At 69.6% G+C, this 25,836-nt stretch carries 26 protein-coding genes; 23 read left to right on the top strand and 3 right to left on the bottom strand.

The features are described 5' to 3' along the window. Positions 1–105 precede the first annotated feature (105 nt). The 3 genes from FM119_RS05920 to FM119_RS05910 all read left to right on the top strand — a co-directional run bounded on the left by FM119_RS05920 (position 106) and on the right by FM119_RS05910 (position 3,209). Positions 106–1,059 carry an ROK family glucokinase gene (locus tag FM119_RS05920; protein WP_087136769.1) on the top strand — a complete coding sequence of 318 codons (954 nt, stop codon included), beginning with the start codon at positions 106–108 and terminating at the stop codon, positions 1,057–1,059. A gap of 42 nt (positions 1,060–1,101) precedes the next feature. Continuing rightward, positions 1,102–1,791, top strand: a complete 690-nt coding sequence (locus FM119_RS05915) for a lysophospholipid acyltransferase family protein (RefSeq protein WP_087136751.1) — start codon at positions 1,102–1,104, stop codon at positions 1,789–1,791. Positions 1,792–1,907: 116 nt separating this feature from the next. Further along, complete coding sequence (locus FM119_RS05910; RefSeq protein ID WP_087136768.1) at positions 1,908–3,209, top strand: class II 3-deoxy-7-phosphoheptulonate synthase; 1,302 nt, start codon at positions 1,908–1,910, stop codon at positions 3,207–3,209. Between the two features lie 30 nt (positions 3,210–3,239). Here the strand turns inward: FM119_RS05910 and pknB are convergent, their stop codons facing one another. Then, positions 3,240–5,165: a Stk1 family PASTA domain-containing Ser/Thr kinase gene (gene pknB / locus FM119_RS05905; protein WP_087136750.1), complete on the bottom strand. Its 1,926-nt coding sequence runs from the start codon at positions 5,163–5,165 to the stop codon at positions 3,240–3,242. Positions 5,166–5,280: 115 nt separating this feature from the next. Between pknB and FM119_RS05900 the strand changes: the two genes are divergently transcribed. Further along, positions 5,281–5,625, top strand: a complete 345-nt coding sequence (locus FM119_RS05900; protein ID WP_087136749.1) for an Rv2175c family DNA-binding protein — start codon at positions 5,281–5,283, stop codon at positions 5,623–5,625. A gap of 134 nt (positions 5,626–5,759) precedes the next feature. On the opposite strand, the gene FM119_RS05895 is transcribed toward FM119_RS05900, so the two are convergent. Continuing rightward, positions 5,760–6,857 (bottom strand): polyprenyl synthetase family protein, encoded by a 1,098-nt coding sequence (locus FM119_RS05895; protein WP_087136748.1) that lies wholly within the window; start codon positions 6,855–6,857, stop codon positions 5,760–5,762. A gap of 75 nt (positions 6,858–6,932) precedes the next feature. Here FM119_RS05895 and FM119_RS05890 point away from each other — a divergent pair, with 75 nt between their 5' ends. From FM119_RS05890 to murC, 11 genes are all read left to right on the top strand, one after another. Beyond that, a complete protein-coding gene (locus FM119_RS05890) occupies positions 6,933–7,307 on the top strand; it encodes a DUF3040 domain-containing protein (RefSeq protein ID WP_087136747.1) in 375 nt (124 codons plus the stop codon). A 569-nt stretch (positions 7,308–7,876) separates the two neighbouring features. Then, positions 7,877–8,308, top strand: coding sequence for a division/cell wall cluster transcriptional repressor MraZ (gene mraZ, locus FM119_RS05885; protein WP_087136767.1), 432 nt, complete (start codon positions 7,877–7,879; stop codon positions 8,306–8,308). Positions 8,309–8,403: 95 nt separating this feature from the next. After that, a complete protein-coding gene (gene rsmH / locus FM119_RS05880) occupies positions 8,404–9,360 on the top strand; it encodes a 16S rRNA (cytosine(1402)-N(4))-methyltransferase RsmH (protein ID WP_087136746.1) in 957 nt (318 codons plus the stop codon). Then, on the top strand, positions 9,357–9,932 hold the full coding sequence (ftsL, locus tag FM119_RS05875; protein WP_087136745.1) for a cell division protein FtsL: 576 nt from the start codon (positions 9,357–9,359) through the stop codon (positions 9,930–9,932). The genes rsmH and ftsL overlap by 4 nt, the downstream gene beginning before the upstream one ends. 37 nt (positions 9,933–9,969) lie before the next feature. Beyond that, positions 9,970–11,760 carry a peptidoglycan D,D-transpeptidase FtsI family protein gene (locus FM119_RS05870; RefSeq protein WP_087136744.1) on the top strand — a complete coding sequence of 597 codons (1,791 nt, stop codon included), beginning with the start codon at positions 9,970–9,972 and terminating at the stop codon, positions 11,758–11,760. Positions 11,761–11,835: 75 nt separating this feature from the next. Next, positions 11,836–13,248 carry a UDP-N-acetylmuramoyl-tripeptide--D-alanyl-D-alanine ligase gene (locus FM119_RS05865; RefSeq protein ID WP_087136743.1) on the top strand — a complete coding sequence of 471 codons (1,413 nt, stop codon included), beginning with the start codon at positions 11,836–11,838 and terminating at the stop codon, positions 13,246–13,248. Next, the gene (gene mraY, locus FM119_RS05860; RefSeq protein WP_087136742.1) at positions 13,245–14,342 is read left to right on the top strand and encodes a phospho-N-acetylmuramoyl-pentapeptide-transferase; all 1,098 of its coding nucleotides are present in this window, start codon (positions 13,245–13,247) and stop codon (positions 14,340–14,342) included. Before FM119_RS05865 ends, mraY begins: the two co-directional genes overlap by 4 nt. Next, positions 14,339–15,853: a UDP-N-acetylmuramoyl-L-alanine--D-glutamate ligase gene (gene murD / locus FM119_RS05855; RefSeq protein WP_087136741.1), complete on the top strand. Its 1,515-nt coding sequence runs from the start codon at positions 14,339–14,341 to the stop codon at positions 15,851–15,853. The genes mraY and murD overlap by 4 nt, the downstream gene beginning before the upstream one ends. Then, on the top strand, positions 15,828–17,045 hold the full coding sequence (locus tag FM119_RS05850) for a peptidoglycan glycosyltransferase FtsW (RefSeq protein ID WP_087136740.1): 1,218 nt from the start codon (positions 15,828–15,830) through the stop codon (positions 17,043–17,045). The genes murD and FM119_RS05850 overlap by 26 nt, the downstream gene beginning before the upstream one ends. Then, complete coding sequence (locus FM119_RS05845; RefSeq protein ID WP_087136739.1) at positions 17,042–18,121, top strand: UDP-N-acetylglucosamine--N-acetylmuramyl-(pentapeptide) pyrophosphoryl-undecaprenol N-acetylglucosamine transferase; 1,080 nt, start codon at positions 17,042–17,044, stop codon at positions 18,119–18,121. Before FM119_RS05850 ends, FM119_RS05845 begins: the two co-directional genes overlap by 4 nt. A gap of 72 nt (positions 18,122–18,193) precedes the next feature. Then, a complete protein-coding gene (gene murC / locus FM119_RS05840) occupies positions 18,194–19,591 on the top strand; it encodes a UDP-N-acetylmuramate--L-alanine ligase (protein WP_087136738.1) in 1,398 nt (465 codons plus the stop codon). Positions 19,592–19,680: 89 nt separating this feature from the next. On the opposite strand, the gene FM119_RS13865 is transcribed toward murC, so the two are convergent. Then, a complete protein-coding gene (locus FM119_RS13865; RefSeq protein WP_179205225.1) occupies positions 19,681–19,884 on the bottom strand; it encodes a hypothetical protein in 204 nt (67 codons plus the stop codon). 175 nt (positions 19,885–20,059) lie between these two features. Here FM119_RS13865 and FM119_RS13860 point away from each other — a divergent pair, with 175 nt between their 5' ends. The 8 genes from FM119_RS13860 to FM119_RS05800 all read left to right on the top strand — a co-directional run bounded on the left by FM119_RS13860 (position 20,060) and on the right by FM119_RS05800 (position 25,752). Further along, positions 20,060–20,704 (top strand): cell division protein FtsQ/DivIB, encoded by a 645-nt coding sequence (locus tag FM119_RS13860; protein ID WP_179205223.1) that lies wholly within the window; start codon positions 20,060–20,062, stop codon positions 20,702–20,704. 146 nt (positions 20,705–20,850) lie between these two features. Further along, complete coding sequence (gene ftsZ, locus FM119_RS05830; protein WP_087136736.1) at positions 20,851–22,002, top strand: cell division protein FtsZ; 1,152 nt, start codon at positions 20,851–20,853, stop codon at positions 22,000–22,002. Continuing rightward, entirely contained in the window at positions 21,999–22,679 is a 681-nt protein-coding gene (locus tag FM119_RS05825) for a YggS family pyridoxal phosphate-dependent enzyme (RefSeq protein WP_087136735.1), read from the top strand. Before ftsZ ends, FM119_RS05825 begins: the two co-directional genes overlap by 4 nt. 35 nt (positions 22,680–22,714) lie before the next feature. After that, entirely contained in the window at positions 22,715–23,212 is a 498-nt protein-coding gene (locus tag FM119_RS05820) for a cell division protein SepF (RefSeq protein WP_087136734.1), read from the top strand. A 12-nt stretch (positions 23,213–23,224) separates the two neighbouring features. After that, the gene (locus tag FM119_RS05815) at positions 23,225–23,533 is read left to right on the top strand and encodes a YggT family protein (protein ID WP_179205221.1); all 309 of its coding nucleotides are present in this window, start codon (positions 23,225–23,227) and stop codon (positions 23,531–23,533) included. 115 nt (positions 23,534–23,648) lie between these two features. After that, positions 23,649–24,251, top strand: coding sequence for a DivIVA domain-containing protein (locus FM119_RS05810; RefSeq protein ID WP_087136732.1), 603 nt, complete (start codon positions 23,649–23,651; stop codon positions 24,249–24,251). Next, entirely contained in the window at positions 24,248–24,832 is a 585-nt protein-coding gene (gene lspA / locus FM119_RS05805; RefSeq protein WP_087136731.1) for a signal peptidase II, read from the top strand. Before FM119_RS05810 ends, lspA begins: the two co-directional genes overlap by 4 nt. After that, entirely contained in the window at positions 24,832–25,752 is a 921-nt protein-coding gene (locus FM119_RS05800; RefSeq protein ID WP_087136730.1) for an RluA family pseudouridine synthase, read from the top strand. Before lspA ends, FM119_RS05800 begins: the two co-directional genes overlap by 1 nt. The last annotated feature ends 84 nt before the right edge of the window (positions 25,753–25,836 follow it).

Here is a 25,836-nt window from a genome sequence, read left to right as displayed (position 1 = left end):
GGCGGGTCCTTGTCGGGGGCGGGCCGGCCGACAACTACACTGATGTGTGCCTTCACCGGCAGACCGGAGACCACGTGTGTCCCGGTGACCCCCGAAAGGAGCATGGTGCACGCAGTCGGCATTGACATCGGCGGGACCAAGATCGCCGGAGCCGTCATCGACGAGGACGGTGCGATCCTCGACCAGAGGCGCACGCCGACCCCCGCGGGGGACGCGGCGGCCGTCGAGGACGCCGTCGTCGAGATGATCGAGTCGCTGCGCGTGTCGACGCCGGTCAGCTCCGTGGGGATCGCGGCGGCCGGGTTCGTCGACGCCGCCAGGTCGAGCGTGTACTACGCCCCCAACATCAGCTGGCGCAACGAGCCGATCGCCGACCGCGTCGAGGCGCGGACCGGGCTGCCCGTCGTCGTCGAGAACGATGCGAACGCGGCCGGCTGGGCGGAGTTCCGTTTCGGCGCGGGCCAGCTCGTCAGCGACATGGTCATGGTCACCATCGGCACGGGCGTCGGCGGTGCCATCATCACCGAGGACCGGCTCTTCCGCGGCGGCTTCGGCGCGGCGGCGGAGATCGGCCACATGCGGGTCGTGCCGGGCGGACTGCCCTGCGGCTGCGGCCGCTTCGGCTGCTTCGAGCAGTACGGATCCGGGCGGGCCCTGCAACGCTACGCAGAGCAGATCGCGGCCGAGCCGGGCGAGGACGGCCGTGGCTTCCGCGCGGCGATCGAGGCGAACGGCTCGCTGAACGGCGGTCTGATCGCACAGCTCACCTCGGCGGGCGACCCGGGCGCGATCCGGGCTCTCCGGGAGCTCGGCACGTGGATCGGCGAGGGCTGCGCGAGCCTGAGCGCGGTGCTCGACCCGCAGATGTTCGTCATCGGAGGGGGAGTGGCGCAGTCGGACGCCCTCCTGCTCGGCCCGATCGTCGAGGCCTTCGAGGCGAGCCTGCCGGCGCGGGGCCACCACCCGGAGCCGCGCTTCGAGATCGCGCAGCTCGTCAACGACGCCGGCGTGGTGGGGGCGGCCGACCTGGCGCGCTCGCGCGGGACCGGGCGCGGCTGAACGGCCGAACGGCCGAACAGCGAAGAGGAGGGGAGGGCGCGAGTGTTCTACTGGTTGATGAAGTACGTGGTCGCCGGACCGCTGGTCAAGGCGCTGTTCCGCGTCTGGGTGGTCGGCGCGGACCGGGTCCCCGAGCGGGGCGCGGTGATCCTGGCGAGCAACCACCTCTCCTTCATTGACTCGGTCATCCTGCCGCTGTACCTGCGGCGTCGGGTGTCCTTCCTCGCCAAGAGCGAGTACTACTCGGGCACGGGTCTCAAGGGGTGGGCCACGAAGGCGTTCATGACCGCCACGGGGCAGCTGCCCATCGACCGCTCGGGCGGCAAGGCCTCGGAGGCGTCGCTCAACACCGCGCTGCAGGTGCTGGGGCGCAACGAGGTCCTCGGCATCTACCCCGAGGGCACCAGGAGCCCCGACGGCCGGCTCTACCGCGGCCGCACGGGGATCGCCCGTATGGCGCTCGAGTCGGGGGCGACCGTCGTCCCCGTGGCGATGGTCGACACGGAGAAGGTCATGCCCCTCGGCAGCAGGCTCCCGCGGATCCGCCGGATGGGGATCGTCTTCGGCGAGCCGATCGAGTTCAGCCGCTTCGCCGGCATGGAGAACGACCGCTTCATCCTCCGGGCCATCACCGACGAGATCATCCACGATCTGCAGGACCTCGGTGCACAGGAGTACGTGGACGTCTACGCCTCGAGCGTCCGGCATCTGCGCCCGGTGGGACTCCGCTAGGCTGGTTTTCGGTTGGGCCCGGAGCGGGCCTCGAGGGTGAAGGAATCTCCGTGTCTCACAATGCACCGCTGTCCGACGTGCCCCTGTCCGACGTGCTTGCCGGACTCGACGAGTGGATGTCCCTCCCGATCAAGCAGCAGCCGAACTGGCCCGACCCCGTCCGCGTCGCCCGCGTCCGGCAGGAGCTGGCCACGCAGCCGCCCCTGGTGTTCGCCGGTGAGGTCGATCAGCTCAGGGAGCGTCTCGCGGCCGCGGCCGCGGGCAAGGCGTTCGTCCTCCAGGGCGGTGACTGCGCGGAGACGTTCGAGGGCGCCACGGCGGACAACATCCGCAACCGGGTGAAGACGATCCTGCAGATGGCCGTGATCCTCACCTACGGAGCATCGACGCCCGTCGTGAAGATGGGCCGCATGGCCGGTCAGTTCGCGAAGCCGCGATCCAGCGACTCCGAGACGCGCGACGGCGTGACGCTGCCCGCGTACCGCGGCGACATCGTGAACGGCTACGACTTCACCGAGCAGTCCCGCACCCCCGACCCGCAGCGCATCCTCGACGGCTACCACATGGCCTCGTCCACGCTCAACCTGGTGCGTGCGTTCACGCAGGGCGGCTTCGCCGATCTGCGCGAGGTGCACAGTTGGAACTCCGGTTTCGCCGCGACCCCGGCCAACCAGCGCTACGAGCGGGTGGCGAAGGAGATCGACAGGGCCATCAAGTTCATGGAGGCGGCCGGCGCCGACTTCGACGCGCTCAAGCGCGTGGAGTTCTACACCGGTCACGAGGCCCTGCTGATGGACTACGAGCGCCCGATGACGCGCGTCGACTCGCGCACGCACCAGCCGTACAACACCTCGTCGCACTTCCTCTGGATCGGCGAGCGGACCCGCGACCTGGACGGCGCGCACGTGGACTTCCTGTCCAGGGTGCGGAACCCGATCGGCGTCAAGCTCGGCCCGAGCACCACTCCCGACACGATGCGCGAGCTCGTCGAGCGCCTCGACCCGCACCGCGAGCCGGGAAGGCTCACGTTCATCACCCGGATGGGCGCAGGGAAGATCCGCGACGCCCTGCCCCCGCTGCTCGAGGCGGCCGCCGGTCTGGAGTCGACCCCGCTGTGGGTCACGGACCCGATGCACGGCAACGGCATCACCACGCCGAGCGGCTACAAGACCCGACGCTTCGACGACGTCGTCGACGAGGTCACCGGGTTCTTCGAGTCGCACCGCGCGGCCGGAACTCACCCGGGTGGCATCCACGTGGAGCTGACCGGAGACGACGTCACGGAGTGCCTCGGCGGCTCCGAGCACATCGACGAGGAGACGCTGTCCACGCGCTACGAGTCGCTCTGCGACCCGCGCCTCAACCACAAGCAGTCGCTCGAGCTCGCGTTCCTCGTCGCGGAGCAGCTGAGCGCCTGAGGCGTCGGCGGCGCGACCGCGCCGTCGGGATCAGATGTTGGCGGTCAGCGTGATCGTGGACCCGGTCGGCGCGTCCTCTCCGGCGTCGGGGCTCATCTTCTCGACGGTCAGCCGCGCCACGTCCCAGAAGGACTGGGGAAGCGCCGAGTCGATGCTCACCGTGAAGCCGGCGTCCTCGAGCGTCTTCTTCGCATCGGAGATCGTGTCACCGACGACGTCGGGCACCTCGACCGGCTCGGGCCCGATCGACACGATCAGCGTCACGCTGTCCCCCGGCTTGAGCACGAGGGAGTCGTCGTCGATGAGCTCAGAGATCCCGATGACCTCTCCGTCCGCGCGCGTGTCGCTGTACCAGCGCTTGACGTCGTCGTTGACGGTGAGCCCCGCCTCGGTCAGCCGGGCCCTGGCGTCGTCGGTGGGCAGCGCGACGACGGAGGGGAGTGCGCCGGCGGACAGCGTGAGGTCGATGCTGTCGCCCTCGTGCGCCGTGCCGCCGTCCGTGACGGTGTCGTCCCCGAAGCGCGCCGACACCACACTGTCCACAGAGACGGAGTCGTCGAACGCCCGGTCGACCGTGCCTTCGACCAGGCCCGCCTTCGTCAAGGCCGCGGTCGCGTCGGAGTGGCTGCGTCCGCCGAGCGCGGGGATGTCGACGGGGCGTGCGCCCTGTGAGACGACGAGGGTGACGGACGAGCCGGCCGGTAGATGGCTGCCGGTGTCAGGCGATGTCGCCATGACCACGCCCTCGGCGACCTCGCTGCTGTAGTCCTCGTCGACGTCGGCGCGCAGGCCCAGCGAGGCCAGCTGCTCCTCGGCCGCGGACTGCTCGAGTCCCGTGAGCTCGGGCAGCGCCACCTGGGCGCCGGGGCCGAAGCCGAAGTACCAGCCCGTGCCGGCGGCGATGCCGCCGAGTGCGAGCACGAGCGCGAGGAGCAGCCCCCCGCGCCGTCTGCGACGGTTGGCCGTCGCGGTCAGGGTGGTGACGGCGTCGTCCGGGTCGATCTCCTCGGTCGCGCCGGTCCGTGGGGTGAGGATCTGCGTCTCGTCGCCGGCGTGCTGACGCACCTCGGGCGGGAGGGCGACGGTGTGCCTGCTCGCCGCAGAGGTGAGCCCGAGCATCTGCTCGATCTCGCGCAACCGGTCGAGCAGAACGGTCGCATCGGCGGGGCGCTCGTCGGGCTCACGCTCCGTCGTCCACAGCACGAGGTCGTCGAGCGAGTCGGGGATGGACGGCACCGTGGCGCTCGGGCGGGGGACGGACTCGTTGGCGTGCTGGTAGGCGATCTGCATCGGCTGCTCGCCACGGAACGGCTGAACGCCGGTCATCATCTCGTACATCATGATGCCGAGCGCGTAGATGTCGCTGCGCGCGTCGGCGACACCGCGGGTGACGAGCTCGGGGGAGAGGTAGGCGATGGTGCCCAGCAGCGCCTGGCCCGTGGACGTGTGCGCACTGGCCGCACGGGCCAGCCCGAAGTCGCCGATCTTGATCCTGCCGTCGTCGGCGAGGAGGACGTTCTCCGGCTTCAGGTCCCTGTGCACGATGCCGGCCCGGTGCGCAGCGGCGAGTCCGCTGGTGACGGCGTCCATGATGTCGACCACCTGCGTCGGCGTGAGCCGGCCGTGGTCCCGGATGAGCTCCCTCAGTGTGATGCCGGGGAGGTACTCCATGACCAGGTAGGCGATGTCGTCGTCCTGCCCCTGGTCGAAGACGCTGACCACGTTGGGGTGCGCCAGCCGCGCGGCCGAGCGGGCCTCCTGGATGAACCGCGTGGTGAAGGTGGAGTCGTCGGAGAGGTGGCCGTGCATGACCTTGATCGCGACCCGTCGCTCCAGGCGGATGTCCGTGGCCAGGTAGACCGTGGCCATGCCACCGCGCGCGATGCGCGAGCGCACCTCGTAGCGGTCGTCGATGAGCCGACCGATGACGGGGTCGCCTGAGGAGGTGCTGGTCACGCTAGCGAGTCTATGGTCGGCGGTGCGGCTGGACGCGGCAAAACACCGTGAACGCGGCGATGTTCCCGGTCGCGCGAGGTCGCCGTCTCCGGAGCCGACGTGCCATCATTGACGGGTGAGTGATTCTTCTGATGCCCCCGTCCGCTGGTTGACCGTTCCCGAGATCGCCGACCTGCTCGGCGAGAGCGTGTCCCGTGTTCGTCGGCTGATCGAGGACCGTCAGTTCATCGGTGTCAAGCGCGACGGTGTCTTCGCCGTGCCGGAGCTGTTCTTCCTCGACGGTGAACCGCTGTCGGCACTGCGGGGCACCATCATCGTGCTCTCCGACGTCGGCTTCTCCGACGAGGAGGCCGTCGAGTGGCTGCTGAGCGTCGAGGACAGCGTCGGGGACACCCCGATCGCGGCGATCCGTGCGGGGCGCAAGACGGAGATTCGCCGGATCGCCCAGGCCCTGGCGTGACGGGCTGCCGGTAGCTCGGCCGTCCCCGGCTCCGTCGGCGTCGGCGGGTGCCGGCGGGAACGCTCGGCGATCAGCGGCCGTGCCGCGCCCGCCGGGCAGGCGGTCGCCGCTCGGCTCCGCAGAACGCGGGGAGCTCAGGCCTCGCGACGCGTAGCCTCGTGGGCGAGCTCGGTGAGCCAGAGCGCGCTCGACCTGTGCGTGGTCGCTCGCGGCACGGCGGCCAGGGCGGTGTCCAGCTCGTCGGCGATCATGGTCTCGACGTCGGAGGCGGCGCCGGTGGAGCGGATGAGCTGCGTGAGCTCGGCGACGGCAGCGTCGTCGAGAGACCGGTCGCCGAGCGCCGTGTTCAGTCGCGACCGCGTCGCGGCGTCGCCCTGCTCGATGGCCCGTGCGATGAGCACCGTGCGCTTTCCCTCCGTGAGGTCGTCGCCGCTCGGCTTGCCCGTCAGCGCACTGTCGCCGAACACACCGAGCTGGTCGTCCCTGAGCTGGAAGGCGATGCCGAGCGGGAGCGCGTAGTCCCGGAGCGCCGTTACCTGTGAATCCTCCGCGCCCGCGGCGAGTGCGCCGAGAACCAGCGGGTGCTCGATGCTGTACCTGGCGGACTTGTGGGTGAGGACGTCGAGCGCCCGGGGCACGCGTTCCCCATCGACGCGTGTGGGCCAGGCCTGCTCCTCGACGATGTCGAGGTACTGCCCCAGGGTGACGCCCTGGCGCATGGTCGAGTACTCCTCGCGGACGGAGGTGGCGCGGACCGCGCCGAGCGTGCTCGCGGCGGCATCAAGGGCGTCGTTGCTCCACGCCAGGATCACGTCGCCGAGGAGCAGGGCGGCCGAGCGGCCGAAGGCGTTCGCGTCCCCGGCCCAGCCCCGAGCCCTGTGCTCGTCGGCGAGCTGAACGTGCGCGGCGGGGTGGCCTCGGCGGGTGTCCGAGTTGTCGATGAGGTCGTCGTGAACCAGGGCGGCGGCGTGGAAGAGCTCCAGGGCAGCGGCGAGCTGGTCGAGGACTCTGCCCTCCGGGGTGCCCGCCTCGGGGACGTCGCCGGTGACGGCCTCCCAGCCGCGGTAGCAGAACAGGGCGCGCAGCCTCTTGCCACCGCTGAGAAAGCGCAGGGAAACGGCGGACACGGCGTCGAGTTCGTCGCTCATCGCGCGGAGAATGGGGGTGCGCGCGTCGATCAGTTCGGTGATGGTCGAGTCGACGCGCTGGCGGAGGAGGCTGCTTTCGGTCACGTGGCTAGCCTAGCCTCCGGCGGGAACGGTAGAATTGGTGCGATCGGCACGGACCGCATCGGGAAGAGGGAGACCATGCCACTGTCAGAGCAGGAGCAGCGACTTCTGAACGAGATGGAGCGCAACTTCTACAGCAGCGACGCCGACGTCGTCTCTCCGATGGGCTCGGGACGCGGTCGGCCCAGCTACCGCAACATCGTCATCGGCGCTCTCATCGTCCTCGTCGGCATCGGCGGGCTCATCGCCGGTGTCGGGCTCTCCAGCCCCATCATCGGGATCGTCGCCTTCGTCCTCATGCTCGGCGGTGTGCTCTTCGCCATCACCCCCTCGAAGTCGTCGTCGTCGACGCCGGCACAGTCGGAGAAGCCGCGCGCCGCCGCTCGGGCCGCATCGTCGGCCACCTTCATGGACCGGATGAACGACCGCTGGGACCGCCGCAACGAGCGCTGATCCCGAACCCCACCTCTGAGACGGGCCCGCTTCGGCGGGCCCGTTTTTTCTGCCCGGACGGCGGTGCCGCCGTTCCAACGGGCCTACCTCCCGGTGCGGACGCCGCCGCTCCCGCCGGTCCGACTTCCGGTGCGGACGCCGCCGAGGCCGCTGGCCCCGTGGACTGTCGCTGACCGCGCTCGGTGCGGTGCAGGCCGCTCCGCTCGTCGCGCGAGCTCCTCCACTGCGCTCCACCGCGCCGTCCTCCACTGCGCTCCACGGCGGTCGGCGCCGGGCGCGGCAAAGACTCCGTTCGCCCCGGCGGTGGAGCGATCGACGGTCGTCGTCGCCGTGATCCGCGATTTCTGCGGCCGGAACCGGGCCGCCGCGGCACCGACCCTCGGCGCGGCGCGGCGTCGAGTGGTGGAGGCTGCTTTTTCACTCCACTTATCTCCACCGGCATTCTCGCCCGTAAATACAGCGATCATGATCGGACGGCTCGCGTTTTTCTGCGCGTTTGTCGAGCTTTTTCCCATGAGGTGGAGTAAAGTGGAGCCAACGGGAAGCTTGGTGGAGCGAGAGGGGTGGACATGCTGCTCGGCACGTACTCGCCCAAGCTCGACGAGAAGGGGCGCATCATCCTTCCCGCCAAGTTCCGTGACGAGTTGGCTGGGGGAGTGGTGATGACGCGAGGGCAGGAGAACTGCATCTACGTGTTCAGCCAGCGCGAGTTCGAGCAGATGCACGAGAAGATCCGCCAGGCGCCCGTCACGAGCAAGCAGGCACGCGACTACCTGCGCGTGTTCCTTTCCGGTGCGCACTCCGAGAGCCCCGACAAGCAGAACCGGATCACCGTCCCCTCCGCCCTGCGCGGCTACGCCGGGCTCGACCGCGAACTGACCGTGATCGGGGCGGGCAACCGCGCCGAGATCTGGGACAGCGAGGCATGGGACACCTACCTGGCCGCCCAGGAGGCGGCGTTCTCCAACACCGATGAGGAGGTGATCCCCGGACTGTTCTGATCTGGACTCAGACGCCCAGCCATACGCCCTGGCACTCTTCCCCGATGCCAGGTCGGGATGGATGGGGATCTGGGACCAGATCGGTCCGAACGACCATGGCTCTCTCAGACATCCACATCCCCGTCATGCTCGAGCGCTGCATCGAGCTCCTCGCCCCCGCGATCGGGCACGAGGGCGCCGTCGTCGTCGACGCCACGCTCGGCATGGGCGGTCACACCGAGGTGCTGCTCGAGCGTTTCCCCTCGCTCCGGGTCGTCGGCCTCGACCGGGACACGGACGCGCTCGACATCGCCTCGCGGCGTCTGGAGCGCTTCGGCGACCGGCTGATCCCCGTGCACACGGTGTACGACGGCATCGACGAGGCACTCGAGGTCGCCGGCGTCGGCGAGGCCGACGGGTACCTCTTCGACCTCGGCGTCTCCTCCTTCCAGCTCGACGAGGACGGCAGAGGGTTCTCCTACTCCCGGAACGCGCCGTTGGACATGCGCATGGACCGCACGGCCGAGCTCACCGCCCACGAGGTGGTCAACGGCTACGACGAGCACGAGTTGCGGCGCATCTTCTACGAGTACGGCGAGGAGAAGCTCGCCCCGCGCTACGCCAGGGCGATCGTCTCCGCGCGTCGTACCGCTCCCATTGCGGACTCGGCGGCGCTCGTCGACATCATCCAGAACGCCACCCCTCGCGCCGTTCAGCGTGCGGGGCACCCGGCGAAGCGGGTGTTCCAGGCGGTGCGCATCGAGGTGAACCGCGAGCTCGAGGTCCTCGAGACCGCCATCCCGCTCGCGCTCGAGCGGACCGTGCTCGGCGGCCGGGTGGTCGTCATGTCGTACCAGTCCCTCGAGGACCGGATCGTCAAGCGGGCCTTCGCGGCCGCGACGGCCTCGACGGGACCGCGCGACCTCCCAGTGGAGCTTCCCGAGCACGCGCCCCGGTTCCGGGCGCTGGTCAGAGGAGCCGAGCTGGCCGATCAGGACGAGCAGGACAGGAACCCACGATCGAAGCCGGTGCGCCTGCGCGCCGTCGAACGAGTCAGGAAGGACCGCGCATGAGCGCCACATCCACCGCTCTCGCACCCGAGCTGCTTCCCGGCGGGCTTCCGGTCGACAACCCCGCGCCCGAACGGCACATCACCGCCGTGCCCGACGCGCCCGGCTCACGCCGACGGCCCCGGCTCACCGCGACGCTGACCGCGCTCGGCGGGCTCGGACTGATCATCGTCGCGCAGCTCGTGCTCGGGACGGCGCTCAGCCACGGGGCCTACGAGATCTCCGCGCTGCAGACGCAGGAGCGCAACCTGGGCTGGACGCTGCAAGACCTCAACGAGGACGTTCAGACGATCTCCTCGCCGCAGAACATCGCCAGGCAGGCCCAGGAGATGGGCATGATCGTCGACGGCTCTCCCGCCTACCTCCGCCTGAGCGACAGCGCGGTGCTCGGCGTGCCCGGAGCGGCGACCGACGACGCCGCCGTGCCGTTCGGTGACGCCGGCATGGTCGGCAACTCCCTCCTCGACGCCGAGGATTCGGCGAAGACGGCGCCGGTCGACGGCTCGTCGTCGACGGCCACCGCCAGCGGAGACGTATCGTTGGACGACGGTCTGCCCACTCCCGTCACGCGCTGATCAGCGCGATCGAGGGCAGGGGGAGGAAGGTACCGCCATGGCACGATCCGCGCTCGTCACCGCCAGGCGCCGGGGATTCCTGATCATCGCCGGCGTGATGGCGATGATCCTCGTGTTCTCGTTCCGGCTGTTCGACCTGCAGGTGGTCAGGGCCGACGCGCTGGTCGCGGCAGCCCACGAGAAGACGACCGGGGTGACAAGGATCCAAGCGCACAGGGGCGACATCGTGGACACGAACGGCGAGGTGCTCGCCGAGTCGGTGACCCAGTTCAGCCTGACCACCTCGCCCAAGGACGTCGCCGACCAGAAGGTGCGCAACGCCGACGGCACCACGACGACGGTGACCGTCGACGAGATGCTCGACTCGGTCGCCGAGATCACGGGCACCTCTGCGTCCGACATGCGGGACACGATCGACGCGGCGCTGGAGAAGGACCCCGCGTCGAACTACGCCGTCCTGGCGACGGGCCTCGACTCCGAGCAACGGCTCGCGCTGCCCGAGCTGGGAATCCCGTGGCTGTACTACGAGCAGGCCGACAAGCGCGTCTACCCCGACGGGGCGGTGGCGGGGAACGTGGTGGGGTTCCGCTCGGGTGACAACGAGGAGTCCCTCGCCGGGGTCGAACTCATGGCCGACTCCTGCCTGTCGGGGACCAACGGCCAGACCAGCTTCCAGCGCACGACCGACAACGTCGCCCTGCCGGGCACCACGCAGATCGACCACGAGCCGGTCGATGGCGGAACGGTCACGCTGACCATCGATAGCGACCTCAACTGGTACATGCAGCAGCTGGTGTCCTCGCAGGTCGAGCAGACGAAGGCCGAGTACGGCATCATCGTCGTCACCGAGGCGAAGACGGGCAAGGTCAGGGCCATCGCCGAGTCGAGTGCCGTCGACCCCAACGACTTCACCGCCACGGACAGCAAGTACCAGGGCTCGCTGGCCTTCCAAGGCACCTTCGAGCCCGGCTCCGTGTTCAAGGCGCTGACGGCGGCATCGCTGGTCGACGCCGGCGTGGCCGACCACAGCTCCCGCGTCGTGGCCGACTACTGGTACCACGCCCCCAACGGCGCGAACATCAAGGACGCGCTGCCGCACGATCCGGAGAACCTCACGCTCGCCGGCGTGCTCCAGCAGTCCTCGAACACGGGGCTCAGCCAGCTCGGTGAGAAGCTCAGCCCGGAGAAGCGCTACGAGTACCTGACGAAGTTCGGCTTCGGCCAGCCGACGGCGATCGGATTCCCCGGTGAGGCCTCGGGGATCCTCCGGCCCGTCTCCGAGTGGACGGGGCAGAGCTACTACACTCCGATGTTCGGGCAGGGCGTCTCGACGTCGGCGATGCAGGTGGCGAACGCCTTCCAGGCCGTCGCCAACGACGGCGTCAAGCTGCCCCTGCAGCTCATCGAGGGCTGCGAGACGGCCGACGGTGAGACGAGCATGACCACGGACGACTCCGACGGCGAGCGGGTCATCTCCGCGGCGGCCGCGCAGGAGACCCGCAAGATGATGGAGACGGTGGTTACTGACGGGTTCCTCGCCGACGACCTGACGCTTCCCGGCTACCGTGTCGCCGCCAAGTCGGGGACCGGCGAGCAGTTCGACGAGGCCGGTACCCTGAAGACGACGTTCTTCGCCTCGATGGCGGGCATGGTCCCCGCCGACGATCCGGAGTACGTGGTCACGGTTCACCTCAAAGACCCCCTCACCCTGCTGTCCTCCGCGGCGGCGGCGCCCGTGTTCAAGCAGGCCGTGACCCAGGTGATCAAGCACTACGAGATCCCGCCCTCGACCACCCCGGGATCTGACTATCCCGGCTATTGGAAATAGCATGATGAGCGGGCGGACCACAGCACCGCCCCTGACGTCCGGGCGCGCACGGCGCACCGGACGGGAAGAACGGAAATGATACAACTGAGCATCGCCGAGATCGCCGAGATCGTCGGCGGAACCCTCGTCACCAGTGAGAGCACCCTCCCTGCGGACGCCGTCGTCGACGGGGTCGTGGACACCGACTCCCGGCTCATGCGGCCCGGGGGGATCTTCGTCGCCAAGCCGGGGGAGGAGACCGACGGTCACCTGTTCGTCGGCGCCGCCCGCGAGGCCGGCGCCGTGCTCGCGATCGTCGAACGCGAGCTGGACGAGGAGATCGCGCAGATCGTCGTCGCCGACGTCGTGCTCGCGCTCGGCGAGTTCGCCCGGGCGGTCGTCGCCAGGGTGCACGCGGGGGGTGCGCTCCGCGTCGTGGGGATCACCGGGTCGAACGGCAAGACCACGACGAAGAACATGCTCGCCGCGATCCTCGAGCGCCACGGCGAGACCGTGGCCGCGAAGGCCTCGTTCAACAACTGGGTCGGCGCACCCCTGACGATGCTGCGCATCACCGAGTCGACCCGCTACCTCGTCGCCGAGATGGGGGCGAGCGCACCGGGCGAGATCGCGAAGCTCGTGCGGATGGCCGTCCCCGACATCGGAGTCGTGCTCAAGGTCGGCCTGGCCCACGCCGGCGGCTTCGGCGGCATCGAGGCGACGGCGAAGGCGAAGACCGAGATGGTGGCCGACCTGGCTGAGGACGCGGTCGCCGTCCTCAACGCCGACGACCGCCGCGTTCTGGCGATGCGTGACGCCACCTCGGCACGCGTGCGCCTGTTCGGGCTCGGCGCCGACGCCTCTGTGCGAGCGGAGGACGTCGTCTCGGGCAGGGACGGCACCCGTTTCACGCTCGTGATCGATGACCAGACCGCACCCGTCCACCTGCGGGTGCTCGGCGAGCACCACGTCTACAACGCCATCGCGGCGGCGGCGGCGGCAACCGAGCTCGGGGTTCCCACCGCCGACATCGCGGCGACCCTGTCCGAGATCACCCGAGCCGAACGCTGGCGGATGGAGGTGCTCGGCGGGGGCGCCGACGGCGTCACCGTCATCAACGACGCGTACAACGCGAGCCCCGACTCGATGGCCGCCGCCCTGCGCACGCTCGCGCAGATCACCGGGCCCGACCGCCGCAGCATCGCCGTGCTCGGCGTGATGAGCGAGCTCGGCGAGTTCTCCGGCGAGGAGCACGACCGCGTCGCGCTCCAGCTCGTCCGTCTCGGAATCGACCAGCTCGTGGTCGTCGGACCCGAGGCTCGCCGACTGCATATCACGGCCATCAACGAGGGTTCGTGGGATGGTGAGTCGGTGTACACAGACACTCAGGACGAGGCCTTCGAGCTGCTCCGACGCATCCTCCGCCCCGGCGACACCGTGCTGGTGAAGTCGTCCAACTCCGCCGGGCTCCGTTTCCTCGGTGACCGGCTCGGGGAGGCGTTCGCGTGATCGCACTGCTCACCGCCGCCGGGCTCGCGCTGCTGTTCACGCTGACGCTCACCCCGGTGTTCATCAATCTGTTCCACAAGCTGCAGTGGGGCCAGTTCATCCGCTCCGACGGCCCCAAGTCGCACTACTCCAAGCGGGGCACCGCCACGATGGGCGGCATCGTCGTCATCCTGGCCTCCATCTTCGGCTACGTCGCGGCGATCCTCATCACCGGCGACTCGTTCACGGTGTCCGCCCTGCTCGTGCTCCTGATGATGGTCGGACTCGGTCTCGTCGGCTTCATCGACGACTTCATGAAGACGCGCAAGCAGCAGAGCCTCGGTCTCGGCGGCTGGGCGAAGATCGTCGGGCAGGTGCTCGTGGCGGTCGTCTTCGGTTTGCTCGCGATCAACTTCCCCAACGCTCAGGGCGCGACACCGGTCAGCGGGGCGATCTCGTTCACCCGCGACCTCGACCTCAACCTGCTCCTGATCAGCCCGATCGCGATCGGCATCGTCGTCTACCTGCTTTGGACGACCCTGCTCGTGACGGCCACCTCGAACGCGGTCAACCTGACCGACGGGCTCGACGGCCTCGCGACCGGCGCGTCGATCCTCGCGGTCGGCTCCTACGTGATCATCGGGTTCTGGCAGTACAACCAGTCGTGCTTCTCGCCCGCCCTCGCCGAGGAGCTGGCGTACAAGTGCTACGACGTCCGCGACCCGCTCTCCGTCGCCGTCGTCGCCGCGGCCATCTGCGGCGCCCTCGTCGGCTTCCTGTGGTGGAACACCTCTCCCGCCCAGATCTTCCTCGGCGACACCGGCTCGATGGCCCTCGGCGGCGCGGTGGTGGCGCTGGCGATGGTGACCCGCACCGAGCTGCTGCTGCTGCTCATCGGCGGACTGTTCATCATCGAGGCCGGATCGGTCATCGTGCAGCGGGCGTACTTCAAGGTCACCCACGGCAAGCGCATCTTCCGCATGAGCCCGATCCACCACCACTTCGAGCTGAAGGGCTGGGCCGAGGTCACCGTCGTCGTGCGGTTCTGGATCGTCGCCGGGCTGTTCGTCTGCGCCGGTGTCGGAGCCTTCTACGTCGAGTGGATCTCCCGATGAGCCGCGACCTCGGCGCGCTCGATAGCTGGCACGCCGACTGGTCGGGTCTGCGGGTCGGCGTGATCGGCCTCGGCGTGACCGGTTTCTCGGTCGCCGACACCCTGACCGAGCTGGGTGCCGAGGTGCTGGTCGTCGCCCCCGAGGGCGAGTCGGAGCGTGCGCGCCTCGTACCGGTGATTGGGGCGGAGCTGCTCGTCGACCCGCTCGGCGACGTCGTGCCGGCCGGGCTCATCGACTTCGCGCCCGAGGTCCTCGTCGTCAGCCCCGGCTTCACCCCGCGGCACGGGGTCGTGCGCTGGGCGGCGGAGTCGGGTGTGCCCGTCTGGGGCGACATCGAGCTGGCCTGGCGGGTGCGCGACAAGCATGGAGACCCCGCCGAGTGGATCCTCGTCACCGGCACGAACGGCAAGACCTCGACGACCGAGCTGACGGCGAGCATGATCGCCGCGGCGGGACTGCGCCCGGCGCCGTGCGGCAACATCGGCGTCCCCGTGCTCGACGCGGTGCGCGACCCGGCAGGCTTCGACGTCTTCGTCGTCGAGCTCTCCAGTCACCAGCTGCACTACCTGGGCAGCTCGCCGAGCGCGATCGCCGTGACGCCGCTGGCCTCCGTCTGCCTCAACCTCGCCGACGACCACCTCGAGTGGCACGGCGGCGCGGCCGCCTATCGCGACGCCAAAGCCCTCGTGTACCGCAACACCCGCGTCGCGTGCGTCTACAACCGTGCCGACGCGGCGACCGAGCGGATGGTCGCCGAGGCGGACGTGGTCGAGGGGGCGAGGGCGATCGGATTCGGCCTCGACGTCCCCGGCCCGAGCGGCATGGGACTGGTCGACGGCATCCTCGTCGATCGGGCGTTCCTCGACGACAGGCGCACGAGTGCGCTGGAGATCACCACCCTGGCGGAGCTCGACAGGCTCGGCCTCGCCGCGCCCCATATCGTCGCCAACATCCTCGCCGCCAGCGCCCTGGCACGGGCCGCGGGCGTGCCGGTGCAGGCGATCGCCCAGGCACTGGAGACGTTCCGGCTCGACCCGCACCGCATCGAGCTCGTCGCCGACGCGGACGGCGTCCGCTGGGTGGATGATTCCAAGGCGACGAACCCCCACGCCGCGCACGCCTCGCTGTCGGCCTACCCCTCGGTGGTGTGGGTGCTCGGCGGTCTGCTCAAGGGCGTGGAACTGGACGAGCTCATCGCCCGGCACCGCTCCCGGCTGAAGGGCGCGGTCGTCATCGGCATCGAGCGGGACGGGATCCTGCGCGCCTTCGCGGACAACGCGCCGGGCGTTCCCGTCGCCGAGGTCATCGGCGCCGACGGCGTCGACGTGATGGCGGAGGCGGTCTCGATCGCATCGGGTCTGGCCGCGCCGGGCGACGTCGTTCTCCTGGCGCCCTCGGCCGCGTCCATGGACCAGTTCCGCGACTACGCAGACCGGGGCGAGCGCTTCGCCGACGCCGTGCGGTCGCGCACGCGGAAGGACGGCGATGACCGAGCAGCAGACGACCTCTAAGCGCAGCGTCGCCTCGGCGGTGAAGGTCCGGGTCGACCGGCTGTTCCGGGTTCAGTCGGTCGACTTCTACCTGCTGCTCGGCGTGACCGGCCTGCTGCTGGTGATCGGCCTGATCATGGGGATCTCGGCGAGCACCGGCCGCAGCTACGGCAACACGGGCGGCTTCGTCTTGACCATCGTCAGGCAGATCGCGTTCGTGGTCGGCGCACTCATCGTCCTCGTCGTCTCCTCGCTGGCCCCTGTCCGCTTCTGGAAGCGCATCGCGTGGCCGATGCTCGGATTCGCCCTCCTGCTCCAGCTGCTCGTTTTCACGCCGCTCGGCGAGGAGATCGACGGCAACAGGGCCTGGATCACGATCGGCGACTCCTTCAGCCTGCAGCCGGCCGAGCTGGTCAAAGTCGCTCTCGCCGTCTGGATCGGAGCGGTCCTCGCGGCGAAGCAGCCGTTGATCGGGCAGTTCCGGCACGTGCTCATCCCCGTCGTTCCGGTCGCGGCCCTCGCGCTCGGTCTCGTCCTGGCCGGGCACGACCTCGGCACGGTGATCGTCATGACGTTCGTGGTGTTCGGTTGTCTGATCTTCGCCGGGGTCAAGGTCAGGCACCTGCTCATCCCCGTCGTCCTCGGCGGCATTGTCGCGGCGTATTTCGTGATGACCAGCCCCAACCGCCTCAACCGCATCAGCACCTTCCTGCAGGAGGGGTGCTCCGACTACACGAACCTCTGCTTCCAGCCGCTGCACGGGACCTGGGCGCTGGCCAGCGGGGGAGTGTTCGGCCTGGGGCTGGGCAACTCGCGCGAGAAGTACTGGCTGCCCGCGATCCACAACGACTACATCTTCGCGCTGATCGGCGAGGAACTCGGCCTGATCGGGGCGGTCGCCGTGCTGCTGCTGTTCGGCCTGCTCGCCGTCGTCTTCATGCGCATCATCACGCGGTCGTCCGACCCGTTCGTCCGGATCGTGACCGGCGGCGTGTCCGTGTGGCTGCTGAGTCAGGCGGCGGTGAACATCGCCGTCGTGCTCGGTTTGCTGCCGGTCCTCGGCGTCCCGCTGCCGCTATTGTCGTCGGGTGGGACCGCGCTGCTGACGACGGCGCTGGCCATCGGGATCGTGCTCTCGTTCACCAGGGAGAGATCGACGCCCGACCACGACACGATCACCGTCACGTCGACGACACGGAAGGCCACCGAGTGACCAGATACCTCCTCGCGGGCGGCGGAACTGCCGGCCACGTCAACCCCCTCCTCGCCACGGCCGACGAGCTGATGCGCAGGGAGCCGGGTGCGGAGGTCGTGGTGCTCGGGACGGCGGAGGGCCTCGAGGCGCGACTCGTCCCCGAGCGGGGCTACGAGCTGGCGACGATTCCCAAGCTGCCGTTCCCCCGCAGGCTGAACGGAGACGCCCTGCGTTTCCCCGGTCGTTACCGGCGGGCGGTGGCGACCGTCTCCGCACTGATCCGCGATCGCGGGATCGACGCGGTCGCCGGGTTCGGCGGCTACGCCGCCGTTCCGGCGTACGCCGCCGCCAAACGCACGGGCGTCCCGCTGAGCATCCACGAGGCCAACGCGAAGCCCGGCCTCGGCAACAAGCTGGGGCAGCGGTACACGCCCTTCGTCGGCGTGGCCTTCCGCGGCACGCCTCTGCGCAACGCCCGCTTCGTCGGGATGCCGCTCCGTCCGGAGATCACCGGTCTCGATCGTGCGTCGGTGCGCGGAGAGGCGGCCGCGGCCTTCGGCCTCGATCCGTCGCGACCCGTCGTGCTTGTCACCGGGGGCTCACTGGGCGCGCGCAGCGTCAACTCCACGGTGTTCACCGGGCGGGGCGATCTGATGGCGGCCGGATATCAGGTGCTGCACATCGTGGGCGGGCGCAGCGACATCCGCCAGCCGGAGGGGGATGACGACTACCGCGTCCTGTCGTACTGCGATCGCATGGACCTCGCCCTGGCCCTCGCCGACCTGGTGATCTCGCGGGCGGGGGCGTCGACGGTGAGCGAGCTGTCGGCCCTCGGCATCCCCGCGGTCTACATCCCGTACCCCGTCGGCAACGGCGAGCAGCGGTTCAACGCGGCGGAGTCGGTTGCCGCGGGCGGCGCGGTGCTCGTCGACGACGCCAACTTCACTCCGGAGTGGCTGCGCGGGACGGTCGTCCCGATGCTGACCGACCCCGACCGTCTCCGAGTGATGGGGGAGAGGGCTGCCTCGACCGGCACACGGCACGGGTCGGAGCTCATGGCCGATCTGATCGCAGACAGTATCGCCGGCCGCTGAGCGAACGGGGCTCCCAGACCCGCGTAATACCCTGGGACACAACGGCGACGAGCACGAGCAGAGAGCTAGACCATGATCAAACCAGACCTTGAGATGACGATCCCCGACGATCTCGGACGTGTGCACTTCGCCGGTATCGGCGGGTCGGGGATGAGCGGCATCGCGCAGATGTTCCATCGCGCGGGCATCGTCGTCACCGGCTCCGACACCCGCGACTCCGCGGCGGTTCAGGCGCTGCGCGCCGACGGCGTTCCGGTTGCGATCGGGCACGCGACCGAGAACCTCGGCGACGCCGACACCCTGGTCGTCACCGGGGCCCTCTGGCTGGACAACCCCGAGTACGTGGAGGCGCTTCGCCGCGGGATCCCCGTGCTGCACCGCTCGCAGGCGCTCGCCTGGCTCATCGGCCGCACCCGGCTGGTCTCCGTCGCCGGCGCCCACGGCAAGACGACATCGACGGGGATGATCGTGACCGGGCTGCTCGGTCTCGGTGCCTCGCCCAGCTTCGTCAACGGCGGCGTGATCGAGTCGCTCGGGGTGTCCAGCGGCGCCGGAACCGACCCGCTCTATGTGATCGAGGCCGACGAGTCGGACGGCTCGTTCCTGCTCTACCACACCGCGATCGCGTTGATCACGAACGTGGACGCCGACCACCTGGACCACTACGGCACGCGCGAGGCGTTCGACGACGCCTTCGTCCGTTTCGCCGACCACGCGAGCGAGCTCGTGGTGATCTCCGCGGATGACGCGGGGGCCACGCGTGTGCGCGAGCGGCTCACGCACCGCAACGTGGTCACCTTCGGCGAGGCGGAGGGGGCAGACGTGCGCCTCGTCGAGGTCGCTGACTCCGGCCTGGCGTCCTTCACGGTGGAGATCGGCGGTCGCCGGCTGAGCGCGACACTCCGTGTGCCTGGCCGTCACAATGCGGTGAACGCCGTCGGTGCGCTGGCGGTTCTCGTCGGTCTCGGCTTCGACGCCGAGCCCGCACTCGAGGCGATCGCCGGTTTCGGCGGCACCAAGCGGCGTTTCGAGCTCCACGGTGTCCGCCGAGGGGTCAGCGTCTACGACGATTACGCCCACCACCCGACCGAGGTCGCGGCCGCGCTGTCCGCCGCACGGGACGTGATCGGCTCGGGACGGATCATCGCGGTGCACCAGCCGCATACCTACTCGCGCACGCAGGCGATGTCCGCGGAGTTCGCGGAGGTGCTCGAGCGCTACGCCGACCACACGATCGTTCTCGACGTCTACGGTGCCAGGGAGGACCCGGTGCCCGGAGTGACGGGCCGCCTGGTGTCCGAGCGTTTCGTCGACCAGGACCGGGTCTCCTTCGTCCCCGACTGGGACGAGGCGGCGGTCCGTACCGCCGAGGTCGCCGGGGACGGCGACTTCGTGATCACCCTCGGCTGCGGTGACGTCTACCGCATCGTGCCTCAGCTGCTGCAGGCCCTCGGCACCGACGGGGCCTGATCGGTGAAGCGTCCCCCCGGTTTCGGACCCCGCCCCGGCGACGAGCCCGGTGACGAGGAGCAGAGTGCACCCTCCGGGTCGGCGCCGGATCAGGCGCCTGAGCAGGCGCCGGTCGACCTGCTCTCGGCCAGGGCCAGGTCACGACGTGCGGCGTCGGCGATCCCGACCGTTCCGACGTCGCCCGATGCCGACCGGTCGCCGGGGGCGTCCGGCTCGACGAGCGACGCGTCTGCCCGCTTGCCGCGGGGAGAGTCGCCGTCCGGAACGCGTATCGGGCGGAGTGAACCGACCACCGATCCGATCGTCGTCGACGCGGGTCGGGGGCACACCGCGGATGAGCGGTTCAGCGGGCCCACGGACGCGCCCCGCCTTCCCCGGAGGCGCCGTGCGTCTCGTGCGCCGCGCCCGGTCCGCCGGGAGGCGCGACGGTTCACCTCGCGGTCGAGGGGCCCGCGCCGCTGGTGGCTGGTGGGTGCCGCTGCCGTCGCGGGGGTCGGCGCGCTGGCGCTGGCGCTCAGCTACACGCCGATCTTCTCGGTGCGCGAGGTCAGTGTCATCGGCGCGGACCGTGTCGACGTCTCGCGAGTCGAGGCAGCGCTGTCGGACCAGCTCGGTCGCCCCTTCCCGTTCGTGGACGAGGCCGAGGTGAAGGCCGCGCTCATCTCCTTCCCCCTGATCGAGACCTACCAGTTGGAGGCCCGCCCTCCGAGCGAGCTCGTGGTCCGGATCGTCGAGCGCACGCCGATCGGCGCGCTCGAATCGGACTCGCGTTTCTCGGTCGTCGATGGGGCCGGCGTCGTCGTCGAGGTGACAGGGGACAGGCCGGAGGGCGTCCCGCTCATCGTGGTCGACGGGGGGACGCAGGGGCGTGGCTTCGTCGCGGCGTCCGAGGTGCTTCGTTCCCTGCCCGAGGATGTGGCGTCCCGTGTCGATCGTGTCCAGGCGGCGACGACGGACAGCGTGACGCTGAGTCTGGACGGCGGGCAGACCGTGGCGTGGGGGAGCGCGGAGGAGTCGGCGCTGAAGGGGCGCGTGCTCGAGGCGCTGCAGGCGAACTTCCCGGATGCGAAGGGCTACGACGTCTCGTCTCCGGACGTGCCGCTGACCTCGTAGGGGCGAGTTGCGCCGCAATATTCGCGACACGCCTACTCGCGCCTGCCGCGGTGGTCACGCTGGCCCTACCGTCGGTTATGGAAATGCATACTCAGCATAACTTTAAGCCTTAGGTAAAGGTTGAAGGTTATCTACGGAGGCCCGACGTGACAAACAATCAGAACTACCTTGCGGTCATCAAAGTCGTCGGCATCGGCGGCGGTGGTGTCAACGCGGTCAACCGAATGATCGAGCTCGGCCTCCGGGGTGTGGAGTTCATCGCCATCAACACCGATGCGCAGGCGCTGCTCATGAGCGACGCCGACGTCAAGCTCGACGTCGGCAAGGAGCTCACACGAGGGCTCGGCGCCGGTGCGGACCCCGAGGTCGGGCGCCGTGCGGCAGAGGACCACGCGGAGGAGATCGAGGAGGCCCTCGCCGGTGCCGACATGGTCTTCGTCACCGCGGGTGAGGGCGGCGGGACCGGCACCGGTGGTGCGCCGGTCGTCGCACGCATCGCCAAGTCGATCGGCGCGCTGACCATCGGTGTCGTCACCAAGCCGTTCGGTTTCGAGGGCCGTCGCCGTCAGGCACAGGCCGAGCAGGGCGTCGCCACGCTGAAGGAAGAGGTCGACACCCTCATCGTGGTGCCGAACGACCGGCTCCTCGAGATCAGCGACCGCGGCATCAGCATGCTCGAGGCCTTCTCCACCGCCGACCAGGTGCTACTCGCCGGTGTTCAGGGAATCACCGACCTCATCACCACTCCCGGCCTGATCAACCTGGACTTCGCCGACGTGAAGTCGGTCATGCAGGGCGCAGGCTCGGCCCTGATGGGAATCGGCTCGTCGCGTGGCGCCGACCGTGCGATCAAGGCCGCGGAACTCGCCGTCGCCTCGCCCCTGCTCGAGGACAGCATCGAGGGCGCACACGGTGTGCTTCTGGCGATCCAGGGCGGATCGAACCTCGGAATCTTCGAGATCAACGACGCGGCGCGTCTGGTCCAGGAGGCGGTGCACCCCGAGGCGAACATCATCTTCGGTGCCGTCATCGACGACACCCTCGGCGACGAGGTCCGCGTCACGGTCATCGCTGCGGGCTTCGACGGCGGCGAGCCGCAGAGCCGTCACGTCGTGGTCGAGGAGACCGTGTCCGGTGCCATCGAGACCCCCGCCGACGAGGCGGGGGAGTCGTCTGAGCAGGCCGCCCCGGCGAAGACCTGGAGCGTTCGCGAGGAGCGCTCGTCGACCCCGCAGGCTGCGGCCGACCCCGGCTTCGCGGACGACGACGATCTCGACATCCCCGACTTCCTGAAGTGACCTCCGGCACGGTGGCGGAGCGCCTGGCGGATGTCCGCCAGCGCGTCTCCGCCGCTGCGCGTCTCGCCGGTCGCGACCCATCCGAGCTGACGACCATCGCGGTCACCAAGTTCCATCCCGCATCACTGGTCCGTGAACTCGCCGAGGCCGGGCTCCTCGACGTCGGCGAGAACAGGGAGCAGGAGGCGACCGCGAAGTCGCAGGAGCTCGAGGATCTGGATCTGCGCTGGCACTTCATCGGCCAGCTGCAGTCCAAGAAAGCGCGGCGCGTCCAGAGGTTCAGCCGGTGGATCCACTCCCTCGACCGCGAGAGCCTGCGAACCGCGCTCGCGCATGATGACGGGCCGTCGACGAGCGTGTTCATCCAGGTGAACCTGACGAGCGACCCCGGTCGGGGCGGACTGTCGTCCGGCGAGCTGTCGGCGTTCGCCGATCGCGTCGCGGGCACCCCCGGGCTCGACCTCGTCGGCGTCATGGGCGTCGCGCCGCTCGACGAGGAGCCGCGTCGAGCCTTCGCCCGGCTCAAAGCACTCTCCGACGCGCTCGTGCGGAGTCATCCCGGTGCGGCCTCGATCTCGGCCGGCATGTCGGCTGACTTCGAAGACGCCATCGCGGAGGGCGCGACACACCTGCGGATCGGGAGCGCCATTACCGGCAACCGGCCCGAGCGCCGATAGCCTCGAAACGAAGACCTGCAAACACGGAGGACGCGATGAGCAACCCGCTGAAGAAGACGATGGTGTACCTGGGACTTGCCGAGGAGGAGCTGGTCGAGCAGCAGGAGGCTGCCGAACGCCCCGCGGCGAAGCAGCCCGTCGCCGAGCAGCCGGCGGCTGCGCCCGCCGCGGTGCCCGCGCCTGCGCCGCGCGCGTCCGTCACGCCGCTGCGTAAGACGACGGTCACCCGTCAGGCGGCCCCGGCCGGTCTCAACGAGATCCTCACGGTGCACCCCAAGCAGTACAAGGACGCGCAGGGCATCGCCGCGACCTTCCGCGACGGCATTCCCGTCATCATCAACCTGTCGCAGATGAGCGAGGGCGATGCGCGTCGCCTGATCGACTTCGCCAGCGGACTGTCGCAGGGGCTCAACGGCAAGATCGAGCGCGTCACGGGTAAGGTCTTCCTGCTGTCTCCCGAGCACATCTCCGTGCTCGGCGACGAGGCCGCTCCGGCCGACGCGCAGGACCCCAGCACCTTCTTCGCGCAGTAGCGCCGCGCCGCTGTGACACTCGTGCGGGTCCTTCTGGGCAACGTCCTGTATTTCGCGTTGCTCCTGTACTTCTTCATCATGTGGGCGAGGTTCATCCTCGAGCTGATGCGTTCGGTGAACCCCGGCTGGCGGCCCAAGGGCGCCGGCGTCGTGGCAGCCGAGATCGTCTTCACGGTGACCGATCCTCCGATCAGGTTCTTCCGCAAGCTCCTCCCGCCGATGCGCTTCGGCCAGGTGGCGTTGGACTTCGGTTGGAGTATCACAATGCTCGGTGTTATCGTCGCGATGACCATCGCCAACGTGATCAGAAGCGGTGTGTGACCGGGTAGTAATGTAAGAGGTGGCTGGTTGAACCCGGGTTCAGCCGGTCATGCGTACCGTTTGCTAGCGTGAACGCGTTTGCAACAAGTCAATCGAAGTAAAGGGTGGCAAAGCCATGGCGCTGACTCCGGAAGATGTCGTTAACAGGCAGTTCCAGCAGACCAAGTTCCGTGAGGGATACGACCAGGACGAGGTGGACGACTTCCTCGACGAGGTGGTCGTCGAACTCCGTCGACTCAACCAGGAGAACCAGGAGCTGACCGAGCGCCTCGCGCAGGCCGAGCAGTCGACGGGCACCGCCGAGACCCCCGCGCCGGTCTCCGCCGTTCCCGCCACGCCCGCCCCCGTGGCCGCGGCTCCGGTCGCCGCTTCCTCGGGCGAGGACGACTCCGAGAGCTCCGCCAGCCTGCTGCAGCTGGCCCGCCGTCTGCACGACGAGCACGTCCGCGAGGGCGCCGAGAAGCGCGACCAGCTCGTGGCCGAGGGGCACGCGACCGCCGCACGCGTGATCGCGGAGGCCGAGGCCACGCAGCGCGAGCAGATGGCCAAGCTCAACGAGCAGCGTGGTGTTCTCGAGAAGAAGATCGATCAGCTGCGTCAGTTCGAGCGGGAGTACCGTCAGAAGCTGCGCTCCTACATCGAGTCGCAGCTGAGCGAGCTCGACGAGGACAAGCAGTCGCCGTCCGCCTTCGCGGGCAGCGACTCCGCCTCGGCGTGACCGAAGCTTCACAGAGGAGGGCGGGGCGTGTAGCCCTCGCCCTCCTCGGCGTTGTCGCCGTCGTCGCGTACCTCGTCGACCAGCTGACCAAGCAGGCCGTCGTCACGTCGATGACCGAGGGGGAGAGGATCCCTGTTCTCGGTGAGGCGCTCGTCCTCCACTTCGTCCGCAATCCCGGAGCAGCGTTCTCGATGGCGTCGGGCTCCACCTGGATCTTCTCGATCCTGGCGTCGGCCGTGGTCGTGTTCATCATCGTCTTCGCCCGCAGGATCGCCTCGCCGGCGTGGGCGGTCGTTTTCGGTCTCTTGCTCGGGGGAGTGCTGGGCAACCTCACCGACCGGCTCGTCCGCGAGCCGTCGTTCGGTCTCGGACACGTCATCGACTTCATCTCGACACCGTGGATGATGCCGGCGATCTACAACGTGGCCGACATCTGCATCGTGTCGAGCATGATCCTGCTCGTGCTGCTCACGCTGCGCGGCGTCAATCTGGACGGCAGTCGCGAGACGTCGCGACAGACTGCATCTCCTGCCGCCGGAGACGACGAGCGTCCCGGCACGGGGACGGACGTGTCCTCCTGATGGAGAGCAGATCCTTCGTCGTGCCCGACGAGCTGGACGGCGCGCGTGCCGACCAGGCGATCGCCCACCTGACCGGTCTGTCGCGCAGTTTCGCCGCGGAGATCCTGGTATCGGACGGCGCGGCGATTGCCGGCAGGCTGGCCGTCAAGTCGGACAGGGTTCACAGCGGCGACACCCTCGACGTCGCGTGGGAGCCGCGACGAGAGCCGGAGGTCGTCGCGGAGTCGGTCGCCGGGTTCGGCGTCGTGTACGACGACGACGACATCGTCGTCGTCGACAAGCCGGCCGGCGTGGCTGCCCACCCCAGCGTCGGCTGGTCGGGCCCGACCGTCCTCGGTGCCCTCGCGGCCGGCGGGTATCAGGTGGCTCAGCTGGGGCCGTCCGAGCGCGCGGGAATCGTGCATCGGCTCGACGCGGGCACGAGCGGGCTGATGGTCGTCGCTAAGAGCGAGCGTGCCTTCATCGGGCTCAAGCGGGCGTTTCACGACCGCGAGGTCGACAAGATCTACCACGCGGTCGTCCAGGGGCACCCCGACCCGTTCAGCGGGACGATCGACGCGCCGATCGGGCGTCATCCGCGCCACGACTGGAAGTTCGCGGTCACGGCACAGGGCAAGCCCTCGGTGACGCACTACGAGACGCTGGAGGCGTTCCCGTACGCCACCCTCCTCGAGGTCCACCTGGAGACCGGCCGTACCCACCAGATCAGGGTGCACATGGCAGCGCAGCGGCATCCCTGCGTCGGCGATCCTCTCTACGGTTCCGACCCGAGCCTGGCGGAGCGTCTCGGGCTACACCGGCAATGGCTGCACGCCCACCGGCTCGGCTTCGTGCACCCGGGCACGGGCGAGGACGTCGTCTTCGAGTCGCCCTACCCCGTGGATCTCAGGGACGCCCTGACGATTCTCGAACGCGACTGAGCCCTCCGGCCCGATCGCGTCGACGGGGCACGGCATCCGGCGCGCGGACCGGTGTGCTCGCCTCGCCGACGACCGGGGCGAGCG

Origin of the sequence: Mycetocola reblochoni REB411, from assembly GCF_900163835.1 — a bacterium.
In the GTDB taxonomy this organism is placed as follows: domain Bacteria; phylum Actinomycetota; class Actinomycetes; order Actinomycetales; family Microbacteriaceae; genus Mycetocola_B; species Mycetocola_B reblochoni.
The sequence above is the reverse complement of the archived record's forward strand: the minus strand, read 5'-3'. Positions and strand labels throughout refer to the sequence as shown.